General features: G+C 71.9%; 24 protein-coding genes, 1 tRNA gene and 1 pseudogene. 12 read left to right on the plus strand and 14 right to left on the minus strand.

Annotated features, from left to right (window positions below):
• Positions 1–6: 6 nt before the first annotated feature.
• The 5 genes from JTN19_RS19330 to JTN19_RS19350 all read right to left on the minus strand — a co-directional run bounded on the left by JTN19_RS19330 (position 7) and on the right by JTN19_RS19350 (position 4308).
• Entirely contained in the window at positions 7–240 is a 234-nt protein-coding gene (locus JTN19_RS19330) for an ABC transporter permease subunit (protein WP_206936334.1), read from the minus strand.
• 2 nt (positions 241–242) lie between these two features.
• Entirely contained in the window at positions 243–707 is a 465-nt protein-coding gene (locus tag JTN19_RS19335) for an ABC transporter permease (protein WP_206936045.1), read from the minus strand.
• Positions 707–1471, minus strand: a complete 765-nt coding sequence (locus JTN19_RS19340) for an ATP-binding cassette domain-containing protein (RefSeq protein ID WP_206936047.1) — start codon at positions 1469–1471, stop codon at positions 707–709. Before JTN19_RS19340 ends, JTN19_RS19335 begins: the two co-directional genes overlap by 1 nt.
• Entirely contained in the window at positions 1468–2916 is a 1449-nt protein-coding gene (locus JTN19_RS19345; protein ID WP_206936049.1) for an alpha/beta fold hydrolase, read from the minus strand. The genes JTN19_RS19340 and JTN19_RS19345 overlap by 4 nt, the downstream gene beginning before the upstream one ends.
• Before the next feature lie 96 nt (positions 2917–3012).
• Complete coding sequence (locus tag JTN19_RS19350) at positions 3013–4308, minus strand: hypothetical protein (protein WP_206936051.1); 1296 nt, start codon at positions 4306–4308, stop codon at positions 3013–3015.
• A 321-nt stretch (positions 4309–4629) separates the two neighbouring features.
• Between JTN19_RS19350 and JTN19_RS20470 the strand changes: the two genes are divergently transcribed.
• Positions 4630–4764, plus strand: coding sequence for a hypothetical protein (locus JTN19_RS20470; protein WP_278008928.1), 135 nt, complete (start codon positions 4630–4632; stop codon positions 4762–4764).
• A 60-nt stretch (positions 4765–4824) separates the two neighbouring features.
• On the opposite strand, the gene JTN19_RS19355 is transcribed toward JTN19_RS20470, so the two are convergent.
• Together JTN19_RS19355 and JTN19_RS19360 are read right to left on the minus strand one after the other, a co-directional pair.
• Positions 4825–4914, minus strand: a tRNA-Ser gene (locus tag JTN19_RS19355).
• Between the two features lie 48 nt (positions 4915–4962).
• Positions 4963–6372 (minus strand): MmgE/PrpD family protein, encoded by a 1410-nt coding sequence (locus JTN19_RS19360; RefSeq protein WP_206936052.1) that lies wholly within the window; start codon positions 6370–6372, stop codon positions 4963–4965.
• A 106-nt stretch (positions 6373–6478) separates the two neighbouring features.
• Here JTN19_RS19360 and JTN19_RS19365 point away from each other — a divergent pair, with 106 nt between their 5' ends.
• The 9 genes and pseudogenes from JTN19_RS19365 (at position 6479) to mazG (ending at position 15220) form a co-directional block, all read left to right on the plus strand.
• Positions 6479–7450, plus strand: coding sequence for a lytic murein transglycosylase (locus JTN19_RS19365; RefSeq protein WP_206936054.1), 972 nt, complete (start codon positions 6479–6481; stop codon positions 7448–7450).
• Between the two features lie 2 nt (positions 7451–7452).
• On the plus strand, positions 7453–8346 hold the full coding sequence (locus JTN19_RS19370) for a septal ring lytic transglycosylase RlpA family protein (RefSeq protein WP_206936056.1): 894 nt from the start codon (positions 7453–7455) through the stop codon (positions 8344–8346).
• Positions 8347–8367: 21 nt separating this feature from the next.
• Positions 8368–9576 (plus strand): D-alanyl-D-alanine carboxypeptidase family protein, encoded by a 1209-nt coding sequence (locus tag JTN19_RS19375; protein ID WP_206936058.1) that lies wholly within the window; start codon positions 8368–8370, stop codon positions 9574–9576.
• 8 nt (positions 9577–9584) lie between these two features.
• Positions 9585–10205, plus strand: coding sequence for a dTMP kinase (gene tmk, locus JTN19_RS19380; RefSeq protein WP_206936061.1), 621 nt, complete (start codon positions 9585–9587; stop codon positions 10203–10205).
• Positions 10202–11188, plus strand: a complete 987-nt coding sequence (locus tag JTN19_RS19385; protein WP_206936063.1) for a DNA polymerase III subunit delta' — start codon at positions 10202–10204, stop codon at positions 11186–11188. Before tmk ends, JTN19_RS19385 begins: the two co-directional genes overlap by 4 nt.
• Before the next feature lie 43 nt (positions 11189–11231).
• Complete coding sequence (gene metG / locus JTN19_RS19390; RefSeq protein ID WP_242531302.1) at positions 11232–12758, plus strand: methionine--tRNA ligase; 1527 nt, start codon at positions 11232–11234, stop codon at positions 12756–12758.
• Positions 12759–12765: 7 nt separating this feature from the next.
• Positions 12766–13536 (plus strand): TatD family hydrolase, encoded by a 771-nt coding sequence (locus JTN19_RS19395; RefSeq protein ID WP_206936068.1) that lies wholly within the window; start codon positions 12766–12768, stop codon positions 13534–13536.
• A gap of 5 nt (positions 13537–13541) precedes the next feature.
• Positions 13542–14309, plus strand: a complete 768-nt coding sequence (locus JTN19_RS19400; protein WP_206936326.1) for an MBL fold metallo-hydrolase — start codon at positions 13542–13544, stop codon at positions 14307–14309.
• A 111-nt stretch (positions 14310–14420) separates the two neighbouring features.
• A pseudogene (gene mazG / locus JTN19_RS19405) lies at positions 14421–15220 on the plus strand (nucleoside triphosphate pyrophosphohydrolase).
• 13 nt (positions 15221–15233) lie between these two features.
• On the opposite strand, the gene JTN19_RS19410 reads toward mazG, so the two are convergent.
• From JTN19_RS19410 to JTN19_RS19420, 3 genes are all read right to left on the minus strand, one after another.
• Complete coding sequence (locus JTN19_RS19410; RefSeq protein ID WP_206936070.1) at positions 15234–16115, minus strand: phytanoyl-CoA dioxygenase family protein; 882 nt, start codon at positions 16113–16115, stop codon at positions 15234–15236.
• 109 nt (positions 16116–16224) lie between these two features.
• Complete coding sequence (locus JTN19_RS19415; RefSeq protein WP_206936072.1) at positions 16225–16971, minus strand: NUDIX hydrolase; 747 nt, start codon at positions 16969–16971, stop codon at positions 16225–16227.
• Positions 16972–17012: 41 nt separating this feature from the next.
• Positions 17013–17993 (minus strand): Bug family tripartite tricarboxylate transporter substrate binding protein, encoded by a 981-nt coding sequence (locus tag JTN19_RS19420; RefSeq protein WP_242531303.1) that lies wholly within the window; start codon positions 17991–17993, stop codon positions 17013–17015.
• A gap of 242 nt (positions 17994–18235) precedes the next feature.
• Here JTN19_RS19420 and JTN19_RS19425 point away from each other — a divergent pair, with 242 nt between their 5' ends.
• Positions 18236–18955 carry a DUF1028 domain-containing protein gene (locus tag JTN19_RS19425; protein ID WP_206936074.1) on the plus strand — a complete coding sequence of 240 codons (720 nt, stop codon included), beginning with the start codon at positions 18236–18238 and terminating at the stop codon, positions 18953–18955.
• Between the two features lie 209 nt (positions 18956–19164).
• On the opposite strand, the gene JTN19_RS19430 is transcribed toward JTN19_RS19425, so the two are convergent.
• A complete protein-coding gene (locus JTN19_RS19430; RefSeq protein ID WP_206936076.1) occupies positions 19165–19464 on the minus strand; it encodes an accessory factor UbiK family protein in 300 nt (99 codons plus the stop codon).
• Positions 19465–19521: 57 nt separating this feature from the next.
• On the opposite strand from JTN19_RS19430, the gene rfaD reads away from it, so the two are divergent.
• A complete protein-coding gene (gene rfaD / locus JTN19_RS19435; RefSeq protein WP_206936078.1) occupies positions 19522–20514 on the plus strand; it encodes an ADP-glyceromanno-heptose 6-epimerase in 993 nt (330 codons plus the stop codon).
• Here rfaD and JTN19_RS19440 read toward each other — a convergent pair.
• The 3 genes from JTN19_RS19440 to JTN19_RS19450 all read right to left on the minus strand — a co-directional run bounded on the left by JTN19_RS19440 (position 20501) and on the right by JTN19_RS19450 (position 22510).
• Positions 20501–21301: an enoyl-CoA hydratase/isomerase family protein gene (locus tag JTN19_RS19440; RefSeq protein WP_206936080.1), complete on the minus strand. Its 801-nt coding sequence runs from the start codon at positions 21299–21301 to the stop codon at positions 20501–20503. The two genes, rfaD and JTN19_RS19440, sit on opposite strands and share 14 nt — an antisense overlap.
• Positions 21302–21368: 67 nt before the next feature.
• Positions 21369–21920, minus strand: a complete 552-nt coding sequence (locus JTN19_RS19445; RefSeq protein ID WP_206936083.1) for an HAD-IIIA family hydrolase — start codon at positions 21918–21920, stop codon at positions 21369–21371.
• Positions 21917–22510 carry a D-sedoheptulose 7-phosphate isomerase gene (locus JTN19_RS19450; RefSeq protein ID WP_206936085.1) on the minus strand — a complete coding sequence of 198 codons (594 nt, stop codon included), beginning with the start codon at positions 22508–22510 and terminating at the stop codon, positions 21917–21919. Before JTN19_RS19450 ends, JTN19_RS19445 begins: the two co-directional genes overlap by 4 nt.
• Between the last annotated feature and the right edge of the window lie 10 nt (positions 22511–22520).

The raw sequence follows: 22520 nt of genomic DNA on the forward strand, positions 1-22520 counted from the left end.
ATCGGGTCAGCGGCCGAGACAGCGGTTGAAGACAAGGCCGAGCATGGCCAGCACCAGCAGCGTGCCGTAGAGCTGTTCCACCCGCATGGTCTGCCAGGACTGCCAGACCGCGGCGCCCAGCCCGTCATGGCCGCTCAGCATCTCGACCGAGATCAGCACCACGATCGCGGCGTTGAGCGACAGCCTGAGGCCCGCGCGCAGCACCGGCCAGGCACCCGGCAGCACCAGGCGGCGCAGCACGATCAGGGGCGGCGCGCCATAGTTGCGCGCGACATTCCACAGCAGCGGGTCAATGCCGCGGACGCGACGGCGGCCGCGATGGCCGCGGGGAAGAAGGCGACCAGCGCCACCGGCACTATCCGCGCCTGTTCGTTGAAGCCGAACAGCACGAGGAAGAGCGGCAGCAGCGCCACCTTGGGCATGGGGTGCAGGGCGGCGATGACGGGATCGAAGGCGCGGTGCAGGCGCGGCAGCAGGCCCATCGCGAGGCCCACCAGGGTGCCCAGCCCTGCCCCCAGGCCAAAGCCGATGGCCAGGCGCTGCCCGCTGGCCAGCAGGGAGTCCGCCAATTCGCCGCTTCGAAGGCTTTCCAGCAGCCAGTGCAGGATGGTCGTGGGCGCGGGAAACAGCAGCGTGGCGACCCAGCCCGCCCGCACGGCGCCCTCCCAGGTCGCGGCGGCGAGGAGGAGGGCGAGCAGATGCGCCATCAGGCGGCCGGCGCGATGGCGGGCGCCAGCATGTCCCAGATCCGCCAGCGCAGCGCGGCCACCTCCGGCGGCGGCGGGCCCATGATGCGGCGCGGGCGCGGGAAGGGCACCGTGATGTCCGCGACGACGCGCCCCGGCCGCGCCGAGAGCACCACCACGCGGTCGCAGAGCAGCAGCGCCTCCTCGATGTCGTGGGTGACATAGACCACGCTGCGCCCGGTGCCGGACCAGAGGTCCAGCAGCTCCTGTTGCAGCACCACGCGGGTCTGCGCGTCGAGGGCGGAGAAGGGCTCGTCCAGCAGCATCGCCTCGGCCTCGGCGACGAAGAGGCGGGCCAGCGCCGCGCGCTGGCGCATGCCGCCCGAGAGCTGGTCCGGGCGCGAGGCGGCGAAGCCTTCCAGCCCCAGGCGGCGCAGCATGGCATGGGCGCGGGCCTCACGCGCGGCGCGCGGCATGCCCTGGGCCTCCAGGCCGAAGGCGACATTGTCCAGCACGCTCAGCCAGGGGAGCAGACCATGTTCCTGGAAGGCCATCAGGCGGCGGGGCGGGCGGGGGCCGGCCCAGCCGGGAAAGAGGATGCGGCCGGCGCTGGGCGTTCGCAGCCCGGCCAGCATGGCCAGCAGGGAGGACTTGCCGCAGCCGCTGGGGCCGATCAGGCCCAGGAACTCCCCGGGTGCGACCTCCAGGTCCAGCCCGTCCACGGCGCGCAGGGGGCCATGCGGCCCGGGATAGTCCAGCCCGATGCCTTGCAGCGTGATCCTCACGCCGAGGGCGCCTCGAACAGGGAGGCGACCAGGCCCGGCACCTCGCCCCGCCGCAGGAACCAGCGGATGGCGCCATGCTCGGCCAGGCCCTCGGCCGCCACCAGCCGCACGCCGGGGATGCCCCGCATCCGTTCGGCCTCCCGGCGGTCCGCCTCATGGCCTTCGCCGAAGCACAGGATGGCGCGCGGGGGCCGTGGCACGGCGGCATAGGCCTGCGCCAGGTCGAGCACGAGTCCCGGGTTGCGCCGCGCGATGGCGTTCAGTGCCGGCGAGACCTGCGGGTCGTGCCGCGTTTGCGGATTGGTGAGCATGCTGAAGGCGAGCGCTGCCTCCGCCCCCAGGTCGAGCGCATAGCGCAGCGCCGCATAGCCGCCGGCGGAATTGCCGAGGCAGGCGAGGCGCGTGGCCCCCAGCCCGGCCGCCTGCGCCCGCAGCACGTCGAGCACGCCACCATAGTCCGCGATGCCGAGATCCGGGTCGCCCGCCAGGTAGAAGCTGCCGCCCAGGTCGCGCAGGTAGATCAGATGGGTGCCGCAGCCGCGCAACACGCGGTGCAGCTCGTCCACCAGCGGCCAGAAGCCCCGGCCACCGCCCGCGAAGACGATCAGCGCCCGGTCCGCGCCGGCCGAATTGCGCCAGACGAAGCTGGTGGCGGGCCGCGCGAGATCGGCGCCGCCGGCCGCGAGGTCCTCCATCAGCCCGCTGCGCTCGACGGTGCGGATGATCTGGGCGCAGGCGCGGCCGGTCGCGCTCCCTTGGTCGAGCGGGGAAAGCGTTTCCAGGACCCGCCTGGCCTCGGCGGGGGTGGCGAAGCGGAGCAGGTCCTCCACGTCCCGCAGGCTCGGCCCATGACGGGGCTCGGCGCCGCTCATGGCGATGGCGCGGCCGCCGGAGGCGTAGCGGTCCCACCAGGTCTCGTGGCCGGGCCAGCGGCGGCGCAGGATGACACGCAGCGCCTTGAAGCCGGCCCCATCATGGTTCATCCAGGCCGCGTTCATGGCCTGCTCGTACCAGTCAGGTTCCGCCACGGCGTCGAAGCGGTCGAGGACCGCCTGCCAATGCGCCCGGGCCTCCGGCCAGGCGTGGCGCCACTCGGCGAGCTTGGCGAGGCCGATCCAGCCCAGAGGCTCCTCCGGCCAGGAGCTGTGCAGCCGGGCCAGGGTCTCCGCGGCGTGCGGCGGCAGCAGCGCATCCTCGGGCCGGCGGGGGCGGTTGAAGGCGAACAGGGAGTGGGCGAAGGCGAGGGTCTCGTCACGGCCCACGTGCTCCGGCCAGCGGTGCAGGGCCTCGTCCCACAGGGACAGCGCCGCCGCGGAATCGCCGCCGTCGCGCGCCTGCCGCGCCCTGGCCAGCAGCCGGGCGCGCTCATCTTCTGGTGTCCCGGCCGCGACGTCGTCGCGCGGACCGCACCCAGCTTCTCCGCCATCGCGCAACGCTTCTGCCATGGCGGCGAGCATGGCAAGAAAACATGTAGAGTTGAAGAATGCCTGAGGCTTCCGGCATGGGAATCTTCAAGGCCGCCCCGGCGGCCGGCCATGACGTCAGTCGGCCTGGTAGCTGTAGCGCCAGAGGTTGAAGATCTTGGGGCGGGCGTCGTCGCTGGGCCGGCCGGACTCGGTGTCCGTCAGCGCCAGTTCGCCATGCAGCCCGATCCGCATCCAGCCGCGCCGCGCGACCGCGCGGAAGCAAATGGCCTCGGCCACCTCGCGCCGCGGTTCGGACCAGGTCCGCACCGGCGCGCCGTCCGCCGTGACCGTCAGCCGGTCGCGCAGGCCAGGGTCCACCCAGCCCTTGTTGTAGAGACGCAGCGTCAGCCGCGCGCCGGGCTCGGGCACCGGCAGGTAGATCAGGGCGTCGCGGTTGGCACCCAGCCAGCGACAGCATTCGCGGCTGCCGGCGGCGTCGCGGCCGTGCAGGCCTCGGCCGACCAGCGGCATGTTCATGTCGAAGACGTGTTCCTCGCCGATCCGCATGGGCAGCAGCGCGGACAGGCGGGCGGCGACGAACTCCGCCTCGAACTCCGCAAGGGTATAGTCGGCGGCGGGGGCCTCGCGCAGCGCGGTCACGGCGCGCTCGTGCAGGAGGCGGTCGCCGGCGGTGACGGCCGCTGCGGCGGCGAGCGCGGCCTCGTTGTGATCCTCCGGCGCCGTCCGGTTGCGGACCTCGAGCAGGGCGGGGGGGCACCAGCCCATGTCGCGCGCCAGCTCGGCGCGCAGCCGGTCCACCTCCTCCAGCACGCCGATGCGCGCGCCATAGGATTGCAATGTGCGCCAGGCCTGGGCGGCGCGTTCCTCCGGCGGCATGGCGGCGAAGGCCTCCGCGCCGACGCTGTGCTGCGTCAGGGCGCGGCACTGGTGGTCCTCGAACATGCTGCGGAAGGGCAGGGCGTCGCCGCAGGCGGCGCGCAGCCGGGCGAAGTCGGGCAGCTCGCGGCAGGCCTCGTGCATCCGCCGCCATTCCGGCGGCTTGTGGGCGTAGTCGTGCGGCGCGAGGCGGCGGTAGTCCTGGAACTGCGACAGCGCGCGCCGGTCGGCGCGGCGCAACACCGTGAACACATGGTCCTCGGGCGCCAGCCAGGGGGCGATGTCCACATGGCCGTGCAGCACGTCGAACCAGGCGATGCTCTCGCGCGCGGCCTCGGCGAGGGTGGGGCGCAGGGCAGGGTCCTGCAGGGCGGCGATGTCCGTGTGGGCGATGCCGCGGTCGCGCAGGCGCTGCCCGAACTCGGCGGGCGGCCGCGCGCGCTCGGCATGGGTCTCGGAATCCAGGGCGGCGTTCAGCGCCGTGCCGCCGCATTTCGAGATGTGCAGGTGGAAGATCTTGCGTGCAGCCAGCATGCGGGCTCCGGTCGGTGTGGGCGGTGACGTCTTGCCCGCCCGGCCCGCGCCCCAACCCGGCGGGGGCGTTCCTGGACGGGGCGAAACGCGATTGGCTGTTGCACCGGACCGATCATCTCGATCCGGCACGCCTGTCAGTTCACCCATCGTGGCAAGTCTGGCGGCAATTCGCTATCAGAGATGTGCCGTCTTGTTCCGAGGACCACCGGAGCGTCTCGAGGTGCGGAACGACGCCTTCGGCATACGCGAGCCGTCCCGCCTGGCGGAGTATGGGCGGGCCTTCCGGCCGAACCTTCGACCGGCTCTACAAGCTCTGCGTCCATGCCGCCGCGGGAGGCGCCGCACCGCAACCGCGGCGAGCATGCACCCTACCGGGCCTATTGCGATGCGGAGTTGCGGGAACTGGTCGAGGCGCGGTTCCTGGAGGAGGCGGATTGGGGCGGCCACGCGTTCTGACGCGGGCTTGTATGTAGCTCAGGGGAGTTTTCGCCACATCCATCTGTTGAGGGACGTGGCTGGCGGACAGGGTGGGATTCGAACCCACGGTAGAGTTGCCCCTACGGCGGTTTTCAAGACCGCTGCCTTAAACCACTCGGCCACCTGTCCCCGGCGCCGCAGCGCCTATACAGCCGCCACGCCCGCCGCGCGAGGGGATCACTCCCCCGCGAGGCGCGCGGCCGGCTCGGCTCCCAGCGTGCTGCCCAGGCGCATCATGGCGTTCACATCCGCGGCCCCGGCCAGGCCCAGCACCGCATCGGCCAGGGCGGCGGCGCGATCGGCACCCAGCACCTGGTCGGACAGGCCATGGAACTTGGCGCGCAGTTCGGCCTCGGTCAGGAAATTGCCGGGCTCGCCCTTGGGCACCACGACGAACTTGGTGAATTCCTGGCCCCGCGCGCGGATGGTCAGCTTGCCCGACATGTTGCGCGGGAATTCGGCCTGCACCTCCGGGTCTTCCACGCAGGTCACCTTGGGCATCAGGGCGCGCAGCACGGGGTCGTCCATGCGGGCATAGCTGTCCCAGCCGAAATGGCCATGGCCCAGCGCGCAGGCGACGACGAAGGGGCCGCTGAACTGGCCATCCACCGTGTTCTTCGGGTGCTGCTTGTATTCCAGCGGGGCGCCCACCAGCAGCATGCCCTTGTTGGGCAGGCCCATGGTCACGGCCTCGATCTCCTCCGGGCGCAGCCCGTGTTCCGCGCGGAGGGCCAGGGCCGCGTCCACGCTCGCATGGCCGTAGCGGCAGGAGGGGTAGGGCTTAACGGCCGTTTCCATCAGCTCGAACTCGCCGCCCAGGTTGCGGATGGCGCGTTGGGGAATGGGATTGGGCGCATAGGCGCTGAGGAAGCCCGCCTTGCCCTCCATGGCCTGGGCGGCGCCGCGGAAGCCCTCGCGCGCCAGCAGCGCGGCGGAGAGGCCCGCCATGGCCGCCCAGCCCACCTGCCAGCGCTTGGTCCAGGCGCCATTGGCCAGGAATTGCAGGCTCCCGGCGGCCTGGCTGAGCACGATGCCGAAGGCGTCGGCGATTTGCGCCTCGTTCAGCCCCATCACGCGCGCGGCGGCGGCGGCGCCCCCGAAGGCGCCGCAGGTCGCGGTCGGGTGGTAGCCGCGGTCGTAATGGTCGCCGGCGGGCAGGGCCACGGCCAGGCGGTTCGTCACCTCATAGCCGGCCACAATGGCCGCGATCACATCGGCACCCTTGGCGCCGCACATCTCGGCGGCGGCGAGGGCGGCGGGGATCACGGGGGCGCCCGGGTGCAGGCTGCCGGCGGCATGGGTGTCGTCGAAGTCGAGGCTGTGGGCATAGGCGCCATTCAGCAGCGCGGCCCCGGCGGGCGACCAGCGGGCGGCCTCGCCGAAGACGGCGGCCTGGCCGTGGCCCAGGCCCATGGCGCGGGCAGCGGCGCGCAGCGGCGGGCTGCTTTCGGCCTCGACGCCGCCACGGACCATGTTGCCCACCAGGTCCAGGATGAGGAAGCGCGTGCGCGCCTCGACCTCGGCCGGAAGGTCCGCGTGGCGGATCGTGGCGGCATAGCGCGCGAAGGTTTCGGTGACCGCGACCATGGACGTGTTTCCTTTCGCAATTCGCGCGATCCTAGGCCGTCTCGGCGCGCGCTGGAACCGGCCGGTTCGAATTGCGCCAAGCGCATAGAAGTGGCACCTATCCCCCATGTTCACCCGACGCAGCCTCCTCGCCGGAACCGCCGCCGGCGCGTTCGCGGCCCGGCCCGCTTTCGCGCAGGAAAGCTTTGCCGCGTTTCTCCAGGGCGTGCGCGCCGAAGCCCGCCGCGCGGGCGTGCGCCAGGCCACGCTGGACCGCGCCTTAGCCGGCCTGCAGCCCAATGAACGGGTGATCGAACTCGACCGTCGCCAGGCGGAATTCACCCAGACTTGGCCGCAATATCGCGATGCGCGCCTCTCACCGCAGCGAATCGAGGCCGGCCGGCGCGCCTATGCCCAGAACCGCTCCCTGCTGGAGGCCATCCAGACCCGGCATGGGGTCAGCGGCCGCGTGGTCGTGGCCATCTGGGGTCTCGAGACGAACTACGGCGGCTTCACCGGCAATTTCAACGTGATCGAGGCGCTGGCGACCCTGGCCTGGGAAGGCCGCCGCGCCGCCTTCTTCCGGGGCGAGCTGATGGCCGCACTCCGCATCCTGGATGCCGGCCATGTGGATGTCAGCCGCATGCGCGGCAGCCATGCGGGCGCCATGGGCAACCCGCAATTCATGCCCACCAGCTTCGAGCGGCTGGCGGTGGATTTCGACGGGGATGGCCGCCGCGACATCTGGGACACTCGGGCCGACGCCCTGGCCTCCATCGCCAACTACCTTTCCCACCATGGCTGGCGCGAGCCCGCCCCCTGGGGCTTCGAGGTGGCGCTGCCGCCCGGCTTCGACACGGCGCTGGCCGACCACCGGCGCATGCGCCCCGTGGCCGAATGGTCGCGCATGCGCGTGGTGCCCGCCGGCGGCGGAAGGCTGCCGGACCTGGGCGGGGAATGGGCCATCGTGATCCCGGGCCTTTCGCGCGGGGACAGCCAGGCCTTCATGGTCGGCAGCAACTTCATGGCGATCCGCCGCTACAACCCGTCCAATTTCTACGCGACGGCGGTGGGGCTGCTGTCGGACCGCGTGGCCTGACCATGGGGCGCGCCCTGGCGGGGTTGCTGGCGCTGGCTTTGCTGGCCGGCTGCGGTCGCGCGCCACCCCCGCCCGAGCCGCGCTACCACCTGGGCGAACCCTGGCGGCAGGGGCCGCTCTGGGCCTATCCGCGCGAGGATTTCGCGCTCGACCAGACGGGCATCGCGGCCCTGCTGCCCCGCCGCGCCGGCGCCTCGCTCACCGCCAATGGCGAGCGGCGGGAGGATGGCATGTTCGCCGCCCACCCCACGCTGCAACTGCCCGCCATCGTCACCGTGACGAACCTGGAGAATGGCCGCGCGCTGCGGGTCCGCGTCAATGACCGCGGCCCGGCCGAGCCCGGGCGCGTCATCGCCGTCGCCCCCCGCGCCGCCGCGCTGCTGGGTGCCGCCGGCCCCTTCCAGGCGCGGGTGGTGATTGACGCCGAGGCCTCGCGCGCCGCCATCGCGGGCCTGGCGGGGCAGGCCGAGGCGCTGCCCGTGGCCGCCGCCCCGGTGGGCGAGGTGGGGCGCGAGGCCCTGGCCCCGCCGCCCGGCGCGCGCGGTCTCGCCACCGCCGCGCCGCGGCCCGTGCGCCCGGCGGTGCAGGCCGTGGCCGCCACACCCACCGCCCGCCCGCCGGAGCGCCTGCCCGAGCAGGTGACGCAGGGCGCGCCCCGCCCGGGCCTGCTCTGGGTCGAGGCCGGCACCTACTTCAACCGGCAACTGGCCGCGCGCGAGGCGGCGCGCCTCAGCGCGGGCCGGGTCGAGCCGCTGGGCGTGGCCGGTGGGCCGCGCGGGCGGCAGCAGCAGTTCCGCGTGCGCGCCGGGCCTTACCGGAGCCTCGCGGAGGCCGATGCCGCCCTGGCCCGCGCCATCGCCGTGGGGCTCACCGAACTGCGCCTTGTGGTGGATTGAGAGATGCGCGAAGTCCCGGACATGTTGAATAACCCGACCCGCCGCACGGCCCTGCTGGCCGGCGCCGCCGCCCTCGCGCCCATGCCCGCCCCGGCCCAGGCCCCGCGCCCGGCCGGCCGCGCGGCCCGGCCCGCGGCGCCGCCCGCCACCCCCGGCCAGTCGCCGCTGGGGCCGGTGGAAACCATCGCCCGCAACGCGCTGCTGATGGATTTCGACACGGGGGCCGTGCTGCTGGACAAGGGGGCGGACCAGTCCATCCCGCCTGCCTCCATGTCCAAGCTGATGACCATGTATGTGGTCTTCGACCAGATCCGGCAGGGCAGGCTGCAACTGGACCAGACCCTGCCGGTCAGCGAGGCCGCCTGGCGCATGGGCGGCAGCCGCATGTTCCTGGAGCCCAACAGCCGCGTCTCGGTCGAGGACCTGGCGCGGGGCGTCATCATCCAGTCGGGGAATGATGCCTGCGTGGTGCTGGCCGAGGCCATCTCGGGCACCGAGCGCGCCTTCGCGGACCTGATGAACACCATGGCGCCCACCATCGGGCTGCGCGACAGCGTCTTCCGCAACTCGACCGGCTGGCCGGACCCCGAGCACCGGATGACCCCGCGGGACCTCGCCACCCTGGCGCGGCGCCTCATCACCGACTTCCCGGACCATTACCGCTTCTATTCCGAGCGTTCCTTCCGCTGGAACAACATCACCCAGCCCAACCGCAACCCGCTGCTGGAGCGGATGCGCGGCGCCGACGGCCTCAAGACCGGACGCACGGACGAGGCCGGGTATTGCCTCACCGCCAGCGTGCTGCGCGACGGCCGCCGCCTCATCCTCGTCGTGGCGGGGCTGGGGAGCGAACGCGCCCGCGCCGAGGAGAGCGAGCGGCTGATGGAATGGGGCTTCCAGGCCTTCGACAATGTCGTGCTCTTCCGCGCCGCCGACACGATCGAGGACGTGCCCGTCCATATGGGCGTGCGCGCCAGCGTGCCGCTGGTGGGGGGGCGCGACGTGGTGGTCACCCTGCCGCGCGGCTGGCGCGACCAGCTGCAGGTGCGGCTGCGCTACGACACGCCCGTGCCGGCCCCCGTGCTGCGCGGGCAGGAGCTGGCGCGGATGGAGGTGTCGGGCGCGGGCCTCGCGCCGCTCAGCCTGCCGCTTTATGCGGGCGCGGATGTGGACCAGCTGGGCCTGCTCTCCCGCATTCCCGTGCTGGCCCGCGGCCTGCTGGGGCGCTGACGGCCCCCATGCGCGGCCGCTTCATCTCGCTGGAAGGCGGCGAGGGGGCGGGCAAGTCCACCCAGGGCAAGGCGCTGGCCGCCGCCCTGGCGTCGGGCGGCCTGCCGGTGCTCCGCACGCGCGAGCCTGGTGGCAGCGCCGGCGCCGAGGCCATCCGCGCCCTGCTGCTGGGCCGCGGCGGCTGGGACCCGGTGGCGGAGATGACGCTGCATTTCGCCGCCCGGCGCGAGCATTGGGCCAGCACCATCGCGCCCGCCCTGGCCGCCGGCATCTGGGTGGTGTGCGACCGCTTCTTCGACAGCACCCTGGCCTACCAGGTGGGCGGGCAGGGGGCGCCGCGCGCCACCTGGGCGGCGCTGCGGGCGGCCACGCTGGGGGATGCGGCGCCGGATCTGACCCTGCTGCTGGACCTGCCCGTGGCGGCGGGGCTCGCCCGCGCCGAGGCGCGCGGCGAGGTCAACCGCTATGACGCGCTGGGCCAGGGTTTCCATGAGCGCGTGCGGGCCAGCTTCCTGGCCCAGGCCGCCGAGGAACCCGGGCGCTTCGCCGTGCTGGACGCCACGCGCCCCGCGCCCGAGGTGCTGGCGGCCATGCTGGAAGCCTGCCGTGCCCGGCTGGGCGCGCCATGAGCCCGCGCGCCACGCCCCGCCTCTTCGGCCATGCCGAGGCGGAGACGAGCCTCGCCCGCGCCTTCCATTCCGGACGCCTCGCCCATGCCTGGCTGTTCTGCGGGCCGCCCGGGATCGGCAAGGCGACGCTGGCCTGGCGCTTCGCGCGCTGGGTGCTGGCGGGCGGGCCGCATGCCACGCCACCGCTGCATCTGCCCCCCGAGGATGCGGTGTTCCGCCGCGTGGCGGCCGGGGCGCACGCCGATGTGCTGGAACTCGCCCCCCAGGCCGAGCCCGGCAAGCGGCGCATCATCAAGGTGGAGGAGGTGCGCGCCGCCCGCCACTTCCTGGCCCTGACCGCCGCCGAGGGCGGCTGGCGCGTGGTGCTGGTGGATGGCGCCGAGGCGATGGAGGCGGCCTCGGCCAACACCATTCTCAAGACGCTGGAGGAACCGCCGCCGCGGACCGTGCTGCTGCTGGTGACGGATGCGCCGGGGCGGCTGCTGCCCACCATCCGCAGCCGCTGCCGGCGCCTCGACCTGTTTCCACTGGAGGAGGGCGCCATGGCGGAGTGCCTCGCCACCCTGCTGCCCGATACGTCCGCGGAGGATCGCGCGGCGCTGATGGAACTGGCCGAGGGCGCGCCCGGCCGCGCGCTGGAACTGGCGGAGGGGCAGGGGGTGGAACTGGCGAAGCTGGCCCGCTCCGTGCTGGAAACCCTGCCGGACGCCGCTGGCGCCCATGCGCTGGCCGACCGTATCGCCGGACGCGATGCGGCGCTTGCCTTCCCGGCCTTCTTCGCCCTGCTGGTGCGGCAATTGACGCAATCCGTGCGGGAGGCGGCGCGAGGCGGGGCTGTGCCCGGCTGGCTGGCCACCCGCCCGCTCGCCGCCTGGGTGGAGGCCGCCAGCGCCCTGACGCGACAGGCGCAGGAGGCCGAGCGCCTCTCGCTGGACCGCCGCCAGGCCGTGCTGGTGGCCATGGAGACGTTGCGCGGGCGGTGAAGCCACCTTGCCGCGCGCGCGTCCGGGCGCCATGAAGGCGCCCATGCCCGTCTATCTCACCACGCCCATCTATTACGTGAACGACAAGCCCCATATCGGCCACGCCTATACGAGCCTGGCGACCGATGTGCTGGCCCGCTGGCACCGCCTTGCCGGGGAGGAGGTCTTCTTCCTCACCGGCACGGATGAGCACGGCCAGAAGGTGGAGAAGGCCGCCCAGGACGCGGGCGAGGACCCCCAGGCCTTCACCGACCGCGTGAGCCAGGCCTTCCGCGACCTGACCGCGTCCATGAACCTCTCCAATGACGCCTTCATCCGCACGACGGAGCCGCGCCACCGCGAGGCCTGCCAGGCGCTTTGGAAGCGGCTGGTGGAGAAGGGTGAGATCTACCTCGGCGCCTATGAGGGCTGGTACGCGGTGCGGGACGAGGCCTTCTACGGGCCGGACGAACTCACCGAGCGGGACGGGGTGAAATTCGCCCCATCCGGCGCGCCGGTGGAGTGGGTGAGGGAGCCTTCCTACTTCTTCCGCCTCTCCGCCTGGGGCGACAGGCTGCTGAAATTCTACGAGGACCACCCGGAATTCATCCAGCCCGCGACGCGGCGGAATGAGGTGATGGCCTTCGTGAAGTCGGGGCTGACGGATCTGTCCATCTCGCGCACCTCCTTCCGCTGGGGTGTGCCGGTGCCGGGCGATGACGCGCATGTGATGTATGTCTGGATGGACGCGCTGACAAACTACATCACGGCGCTGGGCTATCCCGATGAAACATCGGAACTCTGGCGCTTCTGGCCGGCTGATGTGCATATGGTGGGCAAGGACATCGTCCGCTTCCACGCCATCTACTGGCCGGCCTTCCTGATGGCGGCGGCCCTGCCCCCGCCGCGGCGCGTCTTCGCCCATGGCTGGTGGACCAATGAGGGGCAGAAGATCAGCAAATCCGTGGGCAATGTCATTGACCCGCTGGCGCTGGTGCAAGAATTTGGCCTGGACCCCGTGCGCTACTTCCTGCTGCGCGAGGTGCCCTTCGGCCAGGATGGCGACTTCTCGCGCGCCGCGCTGACCAACCGGCTGAATGGCGAGTTGGCGGATGCGCTGGGGAATTTGGCGAACCGCGTGCTGAGCCTGATCCAGCGGAATTGCGAGGGGAGGCTGCCGGGGGTGGTGCGGTCGGCGGCGGACACGGAAGGCCTATTCGCCGCCTACCTCGACCCGCTTCCGAGCCGCGTCGCAGAACGCCTTGAGAAGATGGAATTCCACCTGGCGTTGGAAGCCGTCTTCGAGGCTGTGCGGGAGGCCAATGGCTACATCACCCGCGAGGCCCCCTGGGCGCTGAAGAAGACCGACCCCGTGCGGATGCTGGCCGTGCTGCGCAACCTGCACGACGCGCTGCGCGTCTTCGCCACGCTGCTGCAGCCCTTCATGCCCGACACCATGGCGCGCCTGCTGGACCAACTGGGCGTGCCCGCCGACGCCCGCAGCCTGGCGGCACTCGCCACGCCGCTGCCGGAGGGGCTGCCATTGCCCGCGCCCGCGCCGCTCTTCCAGAAAATCCAAAACGCGGCGTAATTCCCTGATGTTGATAGATTCGCACTGCCACCTGGACTACTTCACCGAGGCCGAGATCGAGGGCATCCTCGCCCGCGCCCATGAGGCCGGGGTGGAACGGATGGTCACCATCGGCACCTCCATCCCCCAGGCCGAGGCCGTCGTGGCGCTGGCCGAGCGCTTCCCGCAGGTCTGGGGCACCATCGGCGTGCATCCGCACCGGGCCGGTGAGGGCGTGATGCCGACGGTGGAGGAATTGGTCGCCCTGGCCCAACACCCGCGCGTGATCGGCATCGGCGAAAGCGGCCTGGACTATTTCTACGACAAGTCGCCGCGCGACACGCAGCGCGAGGGCTTTCGCCGCCACATCCGCGCGGCCCGCGCGGCCGGTCTGCCGCTGGTGGTCCATGCGCGCGACGCCGATGACGACATCGCTTCCATCCTGGAGGAAGAGCGGGCAGGGGGGTCCTTCGCCTTCCTGCTGCACTGCTTCAGCTCCACGCCGGCGCTGGCCGATGCCGCGATCGCGATGGGAGGATTTATTTCCTTCTCCGGAATCCTGACCTTCCCGCGCTCGGCCGAGCTGCGGGAGCTGGCGGCGCGGCTGCCCGCGGACCGGCTGCTGGTGGAGACGGATGCGCCCTATCTCGCGCCCATGCCCTTCCGCGGCAAGCGCTGCGAGCCTGGCTATACCGCGCTGACCGCCAAGGTGCTGGCCGAGGCGCGCGGGGTTTCGCCTGAGATGATCGCGGCCACCACCACGGCCAATTTCCACCGGCTGTTCACGAAAGCCGCGTGAGGGGCTTGCGCGTCCGGCTGCTGGGCACGGGCCCGTCCCAGGGGGTTCCGGAGCTGGGCGGGCTCTGGGGTGATTGCGACCCGGCCGAGCCGCGCAACCAGCGCACCCGCAGCGCCGCCCTGATCGAGGTCGCGGACGGCACGCGGCTTCTGGTGGATGCCGGGCCCGACATCCGCGCGCAGCTGCTGGCGGCCGGGGTGGACCGCCTGGACGCGCTGCTCGTCACCCATGCCCATGCCGACCACATCGCGGGGCTGGACGAGATGCGGGCCATCAACCGCCGCATGGGGCAGGCGCTGCCGCTCTATGCGACCGCCACGACGATCACGGCGCTGAAGTCGCGCTTCGACTACTGCTTCCTGCCGCCCACGCGCGGCTTCTACCGCCCGGCGCTGGACGCGCGGGAGGTGTCGCCCGGCCAGACCCTGCGCCTGGGCGGGCTGGAGGTGGAGCTGCTGGACCAGGACCATCGGGTGATGCGCAGCCTGGGCCTGCGCATCGGCCGCTTCGCCTACACGACCGATGTGGTGGCGTTTCCGCCCGAGAGCTTCGCGCGGCTGCACGGGCTGTCGCTCTGGGTCGCGGGCTGCTTCCAGCGGGTGCCGCATCCGGTCCATGCGAACCTCGACCAGGTGCTGGAATGGCGCGAGGCGTTGGGCCGCCCGCGCACCGTGCTGACCCATATGAGCGGCGCGCTGGACTACGCCACGCTGCGCGCCGAATTGCCGGAGGGGGTCGAGCCAGGCTTCGACGGGATGGAGCTGCGCCCGTGATCCCAGGCGTGATCCACAGGCTTTTCCCCACCCCAAAAAATTCCATAATAAATCTTATGCGGCATCTGTGCCCTGTGGACAGTTGTGTATGACCGCGAGAGAACCCGCCCCATGACCCCTCCCAGCGCCGCCGAAGCCACCCTCGCCCTGCTCGCCGTCATGGCCCGGCTGCGTGATCCGGTGGCTGGCTGCCCTTGGGATGTGGCGCAGGATTTCGCCTCCATCGCGCCCTACACGATCGAGGAAGCCTATGAGGTGGCGGATGCCATCCGGCGCGGCCCGGACCCCGTGATGCTGCGCGACGAGCTGGGCGATCTGCTGCTCCAGGTCGCCTACCACGCCCGCATGGCGGAGGAGCGCGGCTGGTTCGCCTTCGCCGATGTGGCCGCCGGCATCACCGCCAAGATGATCCGCCGCCACCCGCACGTCTTCGGCGCGGCCGAGATCGCCGACGCCGCCGCCCAGACCGCCGCCTGGGAGGACGCCAAGGCCGCCGAGCGCGCGGCCCGGGCCGAGACGGGTGCGCTGGCCGGGGTGGCCACCGCCCTGCCCGCCCTGACCCGCGCCGAGAAGCTGACCAAGCGCGCCGCCCGTGTGGGCTTCGACTGGCCCGATGCCGCGGGCGTGCTGGACAAGCTGTCCGAAGAAACGGCCGAACTGCGCGCGGAACTGCCCGCGGCCGACCCCGCGCGGCTGGCCGATGAGCTGGGCGACATGCTTTTGTCATGGCCAACCTGGCCCGCAAGCTGGGCCTGGACCCGGAGGCCTGCCTGGCCCAGGCCAATGCCAAATTCGAGCGCCGCTTCGCCGCGGTGGAGGCGGCGCTGGCTGAACGCGGCCAGGCGCCCGCCGATGCCGGGCTGGAGGCGATGGAGGCGGAGTGGCGGGCGGCGAAGGCGCGGGGGCTGTAGCTTCCCCTCGCCTTCAATGCGCCAGGCTCATCTCCGGGATGGATTCACTGGCGGTCCAGAAGCGGCCGATGCTGTCGGCATGCACGGCCCGCGCTGCCGCATCGGCCTCCGCGACCGGCGGTGGCTCCAGGTCAAAATGCCCATGGGTGTCCCGGCCCCGCACCAGCGTGGCCGAGAGCCGCGTCGGCCCCACATGCCGCACCCGCGCCGGGATATAGCTGATGCCGAGGCCGATGCGGTCATGCCCCGCCCGGTTGGGCTGGGAGGCGTGCAGCACCAGCGTGTCGTGCAGCGAGAACTGGCCCGGCTGCAAGGGAATGGGCACGGCTTCGCGCGGCTCGATCGCGGCCACCACGCTCTGCCCGCGCGAGAGCATGACCCGCGGGTCCTTGCGGTCGGCATGGGGCAGCTGCCCGTGATGGTGGGAGCCGGGCAGGATGGTGACGCAACCGGCCTCCTCCGTGCTGGGCGTGAGCGCCAGCCAGGCGGTCACATGCTCATGCGGCGCCAGGCCGAAATAGGTCGAATCCTGGTGCCAGGGCACGAAGCCCTCGGAATGCGCGGGCTTCCACCAGAGCGTGGTGTGGAACACCAGGATGTCCGGGCCGATCAGATCCTCCACCGCGTCCAGGATGGCCGGGTGACGGACGATCTCGGCCGCCCAGGGAAAGAGCAGGTAAGGTTTCACCCGGTTCGAGGGCTGGCGGATGCCGGCTTCGGAGGTGGCCCGCGTCGCCTCGCCACAGCAGCGCAGCACGTCCTGGTGCCAGGCCTCCGCCTGCTCGGGGCTGCAGGCGGTGAGCGGCGTGACATAGCCATCGCGGCGGTACTGCGCGATGGCGGCGTCGTCGAGGTGCTTGGGCATCGGCGCCTCCGCGGTGATGGCGGGCAGCATGGCGCGTCATCACGCGGAAGGGCAAGTCGTCCTGGCGCGTAATCGGGCAACTTCGCTCTTTGGGCGCAAGATTGCCCAGGGAAGCGCCAGCAATGCCCGGCTGAGCGCCCTACCCCTTTTGCCCAGGCCAGCGCCCGCCCGAGGGCGGGCGGTCCTTCGCTGGAAACAGGCTGCCGCCATAGCCCGCCGCCTCGGGGATGCGGAGCATGACATTCCCCTCCCCGTCCGGCACCGGCTCGGGCATCACGGTCACGATGGGGGTGGCGCGGGCGGCCGAGATGGCCTCCGCCATGCTGCGGTGGCGCGCGAGGCGGCCGAGGTTCAGCCGTGTGGGGAAGACCAGGGTGCGACGCCCGGCCTCGGCCTCCTCCAGCACCTGGCCGGGGCGCATCCAGACGGCCTCGACCATCTCCCGCCCGTCATGCACGGCTTCCTGCCCTTCCGGTGCGGGCGCCACGAAGAAATGGGTGTCGAAGCGCTTGGGGCTGTGCACGGGCGTGACCCAATGCGCGAAGGGGGTCAGGGCCTCATGGTGCGGGCGCAGGCCGAGGCCCGCCAGATGCGCGGCGAAGGGGCCCTCGGCCGGCGGGGGTGCCGGGGGGCGGGCCAGCAACAGGCCGCATTCCTCCCAGGCCTCGCGGATGGCGGCGATGCGGTAGTGGCCGAGGGGGTCGCCCTCTGGCGCCAGGGCCGAATCCGCCGCCTCCACCCGCCCGCCAGGAAAGACCAGCGCGCCCGAGGCGAAGTCCACCTCGCGCGCGCGGGCCACCATCAGGACCTCGAGCCCCGCCGCGCCGTCGCGCAGCAGGAGGATGGTGGCGGCGGGGCGGGGCTTGGCGGGGGTTGGCGTGTTCATGGGCGCCACTCAAGCGCGGGTGGCGCCGCTTGGCCAGACCATCAGGAGGCGCGGATATTCGCCTCCCGGATGATGGGCGCCCAGGTGTCGAACTCGGTGCGGATATGGGTGGCGAAGGCCTCGGGCGTGCCGGGCACCATCTGTCCCGCCTGCTGGCGCGCGACCTGTTCCACCACCTCGGGCATGGCGGCGATGCGGGCGAAGACGGCGTTGATCCGCAGCACCAGTTCCCGGTCCATGCCGGCCGGGGCCAGGATGCCGTGCCAGATGGCGGTGTTGAAACCGGGCAGCACATCGGCCACGGGCCGCGTCTCGGGCAGCAGCGGCGTGCCGGCGGGCGAACCCACGCCGATCGCGCGCACCCTGCCCTCCCGGATCATGGACAGCGCCGAGGAGACGGAGGGGAAGGCGAACTGCACATCGCCGCGGACCAGCGCCGTGACCAGCTCCGCGCCCGAACGGTAGGGCACATGCACCATGCGGATGCCGGCACGCCGGAGGAACAGCTCCATGAAGAGGTGCGAGCCATTGCCGTTCCCGGCCGAGGAATAGGTGTAGCCATCGGGCCGCGCACGGGCGAGCTCGATCACCTCCTGGGTCGTGCGGGCCTCGATGGTCGGGTGGGCCAGCAGCACGGAGGGCAGGTTCACCAGGTGGATGATGGGGCTGAACGCCGTCATCGGGTCATAGGAGAGGCTGGGGTTCAGCTCCTTCCCGATGGCGTTGGCGCCGATATCGGCCATCATCAGCGTCTGCCCGTCGGGGCGCTGCTGGGCGGTGAAGGCGCCGGCGATGGTGCCGCCCGCGCCCGGCCGGTTCTCCACCACCAGGGTGTGGCCGTTCGCGACCTCCGGAAAGCGGGCGGCCACGATGCGTGACAGCGTATCCACCGCACCCCCCGCGCCGAATGGGACGATCAGGCGGATGTTGCGGTCAGGCCAGGCGGGCTGGGCCTGGAGCGCCGGCGCCGCGAGCAATGGCAGCAGCGCCGCGCCGGCCGCGCGGCGGGTGATCTTGGACATGGATTCGTTCCTCTCTTGCCGGCGACTTTAAACCGGGCGGGCGGCCTTACAACGGGAAGATGCGAGGCTTGCAGAAAGGCACGGGGCACGCGCCCGAGGAGGTGATCGGGGCCCTTCTCTACACGTCATGAGTGTATGCAATTCATGGGTAATCGTCGCGGTGGCCCACAACTCAATCACAAGGTCCGTCTTGCCAATTTCCGGTGCCTACGTGCTAGAAAATGGGAAAAGGAAGGTCGCCTGTGACTTGGTCCCTGCTTGTTCATGACCCCGAGAGCCAGGCCTTCGCCGTGGCGATCACCACCTGCAACCTCGCGGTCGGGGCCTCCTGCCCCTTCGTGCGCAGCGGGGTGGGCGCGGTCTCCACCCAGTCGCTGACCAATCGCTACCTGGGGCCGGCGGTGCTGGCGGGGCTGGCGCGCGGCCTCTCGCCGCAGGCCGCCATCGAGGGCGCCCTGGTGGGCGATGACGGCAAGCATCTGCGCCAGGTTCATGCGCTGGACCGCCACGGCCGCGCCGCGGCCTGGACGGGGCGGAACTGCGTGGCCTATGCGGGCGCGCGCAGCGGCCAGGGCTGGTCGGTGGCGGGCAACATGCTCTCGGGCGAGGAGGTGATCTCCGACACCGCGGCCGCCTTCCTCACGCGCGAGGAACTGCCCCTGCCCGAGCGGATGCTGGCCGCCATGCAGGCGGGCGAGGCGGCGGGGGGTGACCGCCGCGGCCGGCAATCGGCGGCGCTGATCCTGACCACGGTCGAGGATTTTCCGGACATAGACCTGCGCGTGGACGACCACCGCGCGCCGCTGGATGAGTTGCAGCGCCTGATGAAGCTGTGGCGCACCCTGCGCGAGCCCGGGCTGCGCGACAGCCCCGGCCGGCAGAACCCCTCCGGCCTCACCGACCTCGACGAGATTGACGAGGGGTGGCGGCGCAAGGGACTGGATTTGCGGCTGAGCCGATAGCGCCCGATCGGCTTCGGTGGGACATCGGAGCCGTGAATCGGTCGCTCAGGAAAAGCGCCCGATCGGCTTCGGTGAACACCGGAGCCGTGAATCGGTCGCTGGCGAAAAGCGCCCGATCGGCTTCGGTGGAACACCGGGGCCGTGAATCGGTCGCTCGGGAACAGCGCCCGATCGGCTTCGGTGGGACACCGGAGCCGTGAATCGGTCGCTCAGCCCGTGGCGCCGGCCACCGGCTCCGGGTCCGGATCGGCGGCGCGCAGTGCGGCAAGTTCCGCCTCCAGCGCCGCCACGCGGACCTCCAGCGCCTCGGCGTGTTCGCGGGCGCGGCGCGCCACCTCCATCACGGCGTCGAGATCGGCCGCGCGGGCCAGTTCGAGGCGCCGCACCATGCCCTCGGCCTGGGCGCGGGCCATGGCCTCCATCTCCGCGCGCATGCCCGACAGCAGCGAGAAGGCGCCACCCGCCACCCCCGCGATGTCGTCCAGCCGCTGCCTTGCCTCGTTCCGCATGTCCTGATCCTTCCTGCGCCGCTTGTCGTCGTGCGGGCCCCGCTATAACCCGCTCCCATGATCCTCGTCACCGGCGGCGCCGGCTTCATCGGCTCCAACCTCGTCCAGGCGCTGAGCGCGCGTGGGGAGGAGGTGGTGGTCCTCGACCGGCTTGGCGAGGGGGAGAAGTGGCGCAACCTCGAAGGCTGCGTCCTGGCCGGGCTATGGCCGCCCGAGGCGCTGGACGAGGCCCTGGCCATGGCGCCGCGCGCCGTGGTGCATCTCGGCGCCATCAGCGCCACCACGGTGACCGATGGCGATGCGGTGGCGGCCGACAACCTGATGCTGTCGCTGCGGCTATGGGAGTGGTGCGCGGCGGCACGGGTGCCGCTGATCTACGCCTCCTCCGCCGCCACCTATGGCGATGGCGCCGAGGGGTTCGAGGATGTGCAGGATGCGGCGTCCCTCGCCCGTTTCCGGCCACTCAACCTCTATGGCTGGTCCAAGCACGCCTTCGACCGCCGGGTGGCGCAGATGCTGGCGCTGGGCCGCCCTGCCCCGCCGCAATGGGCCGGGCTGAAGTTCTTCAACGTGTACGGGCCGCGCGAGGCCCATAAAGGCCGCATGGCCAGCGTGGTGCTGCACAAATGGCGGGAGGTCATGGCGGGGCAGCCCGCGCGCCTCTTCGCCTCCGACCGGCCGGGCATTCCGGATGGCGGGCAGATGCGCGACTTCGTCTGGGTGGGCGATGCGGTGGCGGCCATGCTGTGGCTGCTGGACAACCCCCGCGTCTCGGGCCTGTTCAACCTGGGCAGCGGGCGCGCGCGCAGCTTCGAGGACTTGGCGGGGGCGCTGTTCGCGGCGCTGGGGCGGGCGCCGGACATCGAATATGTGCCCATGCCCGCGGATCTGGCCGGGAAATACCAGTATTTCACCGAGGCCCCGATGGCGCGGCTGCGCCAGGCGGGCTTCGCGGCACCCGCGACACCGCTGGAACAGGGTGTCGCGGAATATGTGGCCTGGCTGGGGGAGAACCCGTGGAATCTGGAGGGCGGCGCTACCGCCCCTTGAACACGGGCCGGCGCTTCTCGTTGAAGCTCGCGATGCCCTCGCGCCGGTCCTCGGTGGGCACCAGGCGGTTGTAGGCCTCCACCTCGAAGCGCAGCCCGGTGCGGAGGTCCATCTGCATGCCGAAATGGATGCTCTTCTTGGCCTGCCGCACCGAGAGCGGCGCGTTGCCGGCGATGGTGCGCGCCGTCTCCAGCGCGGCGTCGAACAGCGCCTCGGCCGGGTGCAGCGCGTTCAGGATGCCCCATTCCAGCGCCTGTTCGGCCGTGAAGGGCTTGCCGGTCAGGATGATCTCCTTCGCGCGGCGCTCCCCCACGGTACGGGGCAGCGTCATGGTGCCGCCGGCGCCGGGCATGATGCCGATGGTGACCTCGGTCAGCGCGAAGCGGGTGCCGGGCTGGCCATAGGCGAAGTCCGACGCCAGAACCATCTCGAGCCCGCCCGCATAGGCATGGCCGTTCACGGCCGCGATGATGGTGATGGGGCAGTCCATCTGGGCCCAATAGGCGCGTTCGAAGATCTCGTGCTGGGCGATCCATTGCGCGTCGGTCATGCCGTTGCGCTCCTTAAGGTCACCGCCGCCGCAGAAGGCGCGGCCGCCCGTGCCGGTGAAGATGACGCAGCGCGTCTCGCCCGGTTCCGCGGTCAACTGCGTCCAGAGCGTGTGCAGATCCCGCCCCATCTGGGTGTTGAGCGCGTTCGAAACCTCCGGCCGGTTGAGCCGCGCCACGAGCACATGGGGGGCGGGCGTCTCGAAGGCGATGGTGTCGAGTTGGGGCAGCTTGTCCATCGGCATGTCCTTGGGCTGGTGTGGCGCGGTTCTCGCGCGGGATGGGTTGGCGGGCCAGGGGGCGGGCCTAGGAAACCTTGTCGGCGGCGCTGGCCAGGAAAGAAATCGCCTCGGTCAGCGGCGCGCCAATAGGAAAGATAATTGTCCTAGGACCATGATCCACGACCTCTGCCGCATCGTGCGGGAATAATAGCCTGATTCCCACGCCCGCGGCTTCCGCGGCCGCCATGTCCGTCCGGCGGTCGCCCAGCATCACGCTGGCCGCGAGGTCCAGCCCCAACGCCGCCGCGGCGTCCAGGATCATTCCCGGGCCAGGCTTGCGGCGCCGGCTGGGCGCCACGTCGGGGCAGTGCTCCACGCGGTCCAGCGGCGCGCCCTCCGCCACGAAGCGCGCGCGCATCCATTCCGTCAGCGCCGCGAAATCCTCTTCGGAATACATGCCGCGACAGATGCCGGACTGGTTCGTCACCACCACCAGCGCCATGCCGAGCCCACGCGCGGCCCGGCAGAGTTCGAAGATGCCCGGCCGGAAATGGAAGTCCTCGATGCGGTGGACATAGCCCAGATCCTCGTTCACCACCCCGTCACGGTCGAGGAAGAGCGCGCGCCGACCCGTCACGGCCCAGGCGGTGGGAACAACGCGGCCTCGATGGCGGCGCAGAGCGCATGGCCCAGCGCCTCATGCCCCTCCTGGATGCGCGCCGTCTCGGTGCTGGGCACGCGCAGCAGGTGGTCGCACAGCGCGTCCATGCGACCCTCCCGCGCCCCGGTGAAGCCCACGCACACCATTCTCCGCGCCCGCGCCGCCTCCAGCGCGGCCAACACATTTGCCGAATTGCCGGAGGTGGAGAGGGCGAACAGCACATCACCCCCCTGCCCCAACGCCGCCACCTGGCGCGAGAACACCTGGTCGAAGCCGTAGTCATTTCCGATGCAGGTGAGCGCCGAGCTGTCGGTCGTCAGCGCGATGGCCGGCAGCGGCGGGCGGTCATGCAGGAAGCGGCCGACCAGTTCGGCCGCCCAGTGCTGGGCGTCGGCGGCACTTCCGCCATTGCCGCAGAGCAGCAGCTTGCGGCCGCCCTGAAGCGCCGCCACCGTCACCTTGGCCACGCGGGCGGCGGTGGCGCAAAGGGCCGCATCGCCCGCCATCGCCTCCAGCACCCGCGCCGATCGCGCGAGTTGGCCCGCCATGTGATCCGCCAGTTCCATGCGCCCCTCC

Origin of the sequence: Roseococcus thiosulfatophilus, assembly GCF_017311575.1 — a bacterium.
Classification (GTDB): domain Bacteria; phylum Pseudomonadota; class Alphaproteobacteria; order Acetobacterales; family Acetobacteraceae; genus Roseococcus; species Roseococcus thiosulfatophilus.

Bases quoted from the DNA above. Each gene is read 5' to 3' on its own strand.
- JTN19_RS19415 (WP_206936072.1), bottom strand. From the start codon at position 16,971: ATGAACACGCCAACCCCCGCCAAGCCCCGCCCCGCCGCCACCATCCTC.
- JTN19_RS19430 (WP_206936076.1), bottom strand. From the start codon at position 19,464: ATGCGGAACGAGGCAAGGCAGCGGCTGGACGACATCGCGGGGGTGGCG.
- JTN19_RS19375 (WP_206936058.1), top strand. From the start codon at position 8,368: ATGTTGAATAACCCGACCCGCCGCACGGCCCTGCTGGCCGGCGCCGCC.
- JTN19_RS19350 (WP_206936051.1), bottom strand. From the start codon at position 4,308: ATGCTGGCTGCACGCAAGATCTTCCACCTGCACATCTCGAAATGCGGC.
- JTN19_RS19370 (WP_206936056.1), top strand. From the start codon at position 7,453: ATGGGGCGCGCCCTGGCGGGGTTGCTGGCGCTGGCTTTGCTGGCCGGC.
- tmk (WP_206936061.1), top strand. From the start codon at position 9,585: ATGCGCGGCCGCTTCATCTCGCTGGAAGGCGGCGAGGGGGCGGGCAAG.
- JTN19_RS19360 (WP_206936052.1), bottom strand. From the start codon at position 6,372: ATGGTCGCGGTCACCGAAACCTTCGCGCGCTATGCCGCCACGATCCGC.
- metG (WP_242531302.1), top strand. From the start codon at position 11,232: ATGCCCGTCTATCTCACCACGCCCATCTATTACGTGAACGACAAGCCC.
- JTN19_RS19335 (WP_206936045.1), bottom strand. From the start codon at position 707: ATGGCGCATCTGCTCGCCCTCCTCCTCGCCGCCGCGACCTGGGAGGGC.
- JTN19_RS19395 (WP_206936068.1), top strand. From the start codon at position 12,766: ATGTTGATAGATTCGCACTGCCACCTGGACTACTTCACCGAGGCCGAG.
- JTN19_RS19385 (WP_206936063.1), top strand. From the start codon at position 10,202: ATGAGCCCGCGCGCCACGCCCCGCCTCTTCGGCCATGCCGAGGCGGAG.
- JTN19_RS19365 (WP_206936054.1), top strand. From the start codon at position 6,479: ATGTTCACCCGACGCAGCCTCCTCGCCGGAACCGCCGCCGGCGCGTTC.
- JTN19_RS19410 (WP_206936070.1), bottom strand. From the start codon at position 16,115: ATGCTGCCCGCCATCACCGCGGAGGCGCCGATGCCCAAGCACCTCGAC.
- JTN19_RS19450 (WP_206936085.1), bottom strand. From the start codon at position 22,510: ATGGAACTGGCGGATCACATGGCGGGCCAACTCGCGCGATCGGCGCGG.
- rfaD (WP_206936078.1), top strand. From the start codon at position 19,522: ATGATCCTCGTCACCGGCGGCGCCGGCTTCATCGGCTCCAACCTCGTC.
- JTN19_RS19345 (WP_206936049.1), bottom strand. From the start codon at position 2,916: ATGGCAGAAGCGTTGCGCGATGGCGGAGAAGCTGGGTGCGGTCCGCGC.
- JTN19_RS20470 (WP_278008928.1), top strand. From the start codon at position 4,630: ATGCCGCCGCGGGAGGCGCCGCACCGCAACCGCGGCGAGCATGCACCC.
- JTN19_RS19440 (WP_206936080.1), bottom strand. From the start codon at position 21,301: ATGGACAAGCTGCCCCAACTCGACACCATCGCCTTCGAGACGCCCGCC.
- JTN19_RS19420 (WP_242531303.1), bottom strand. From the start codon at position 17,993: ATGTCCAAGATCACCCGCCGCGCGGCCGGCGCGGCGCTGCTGCCATTG.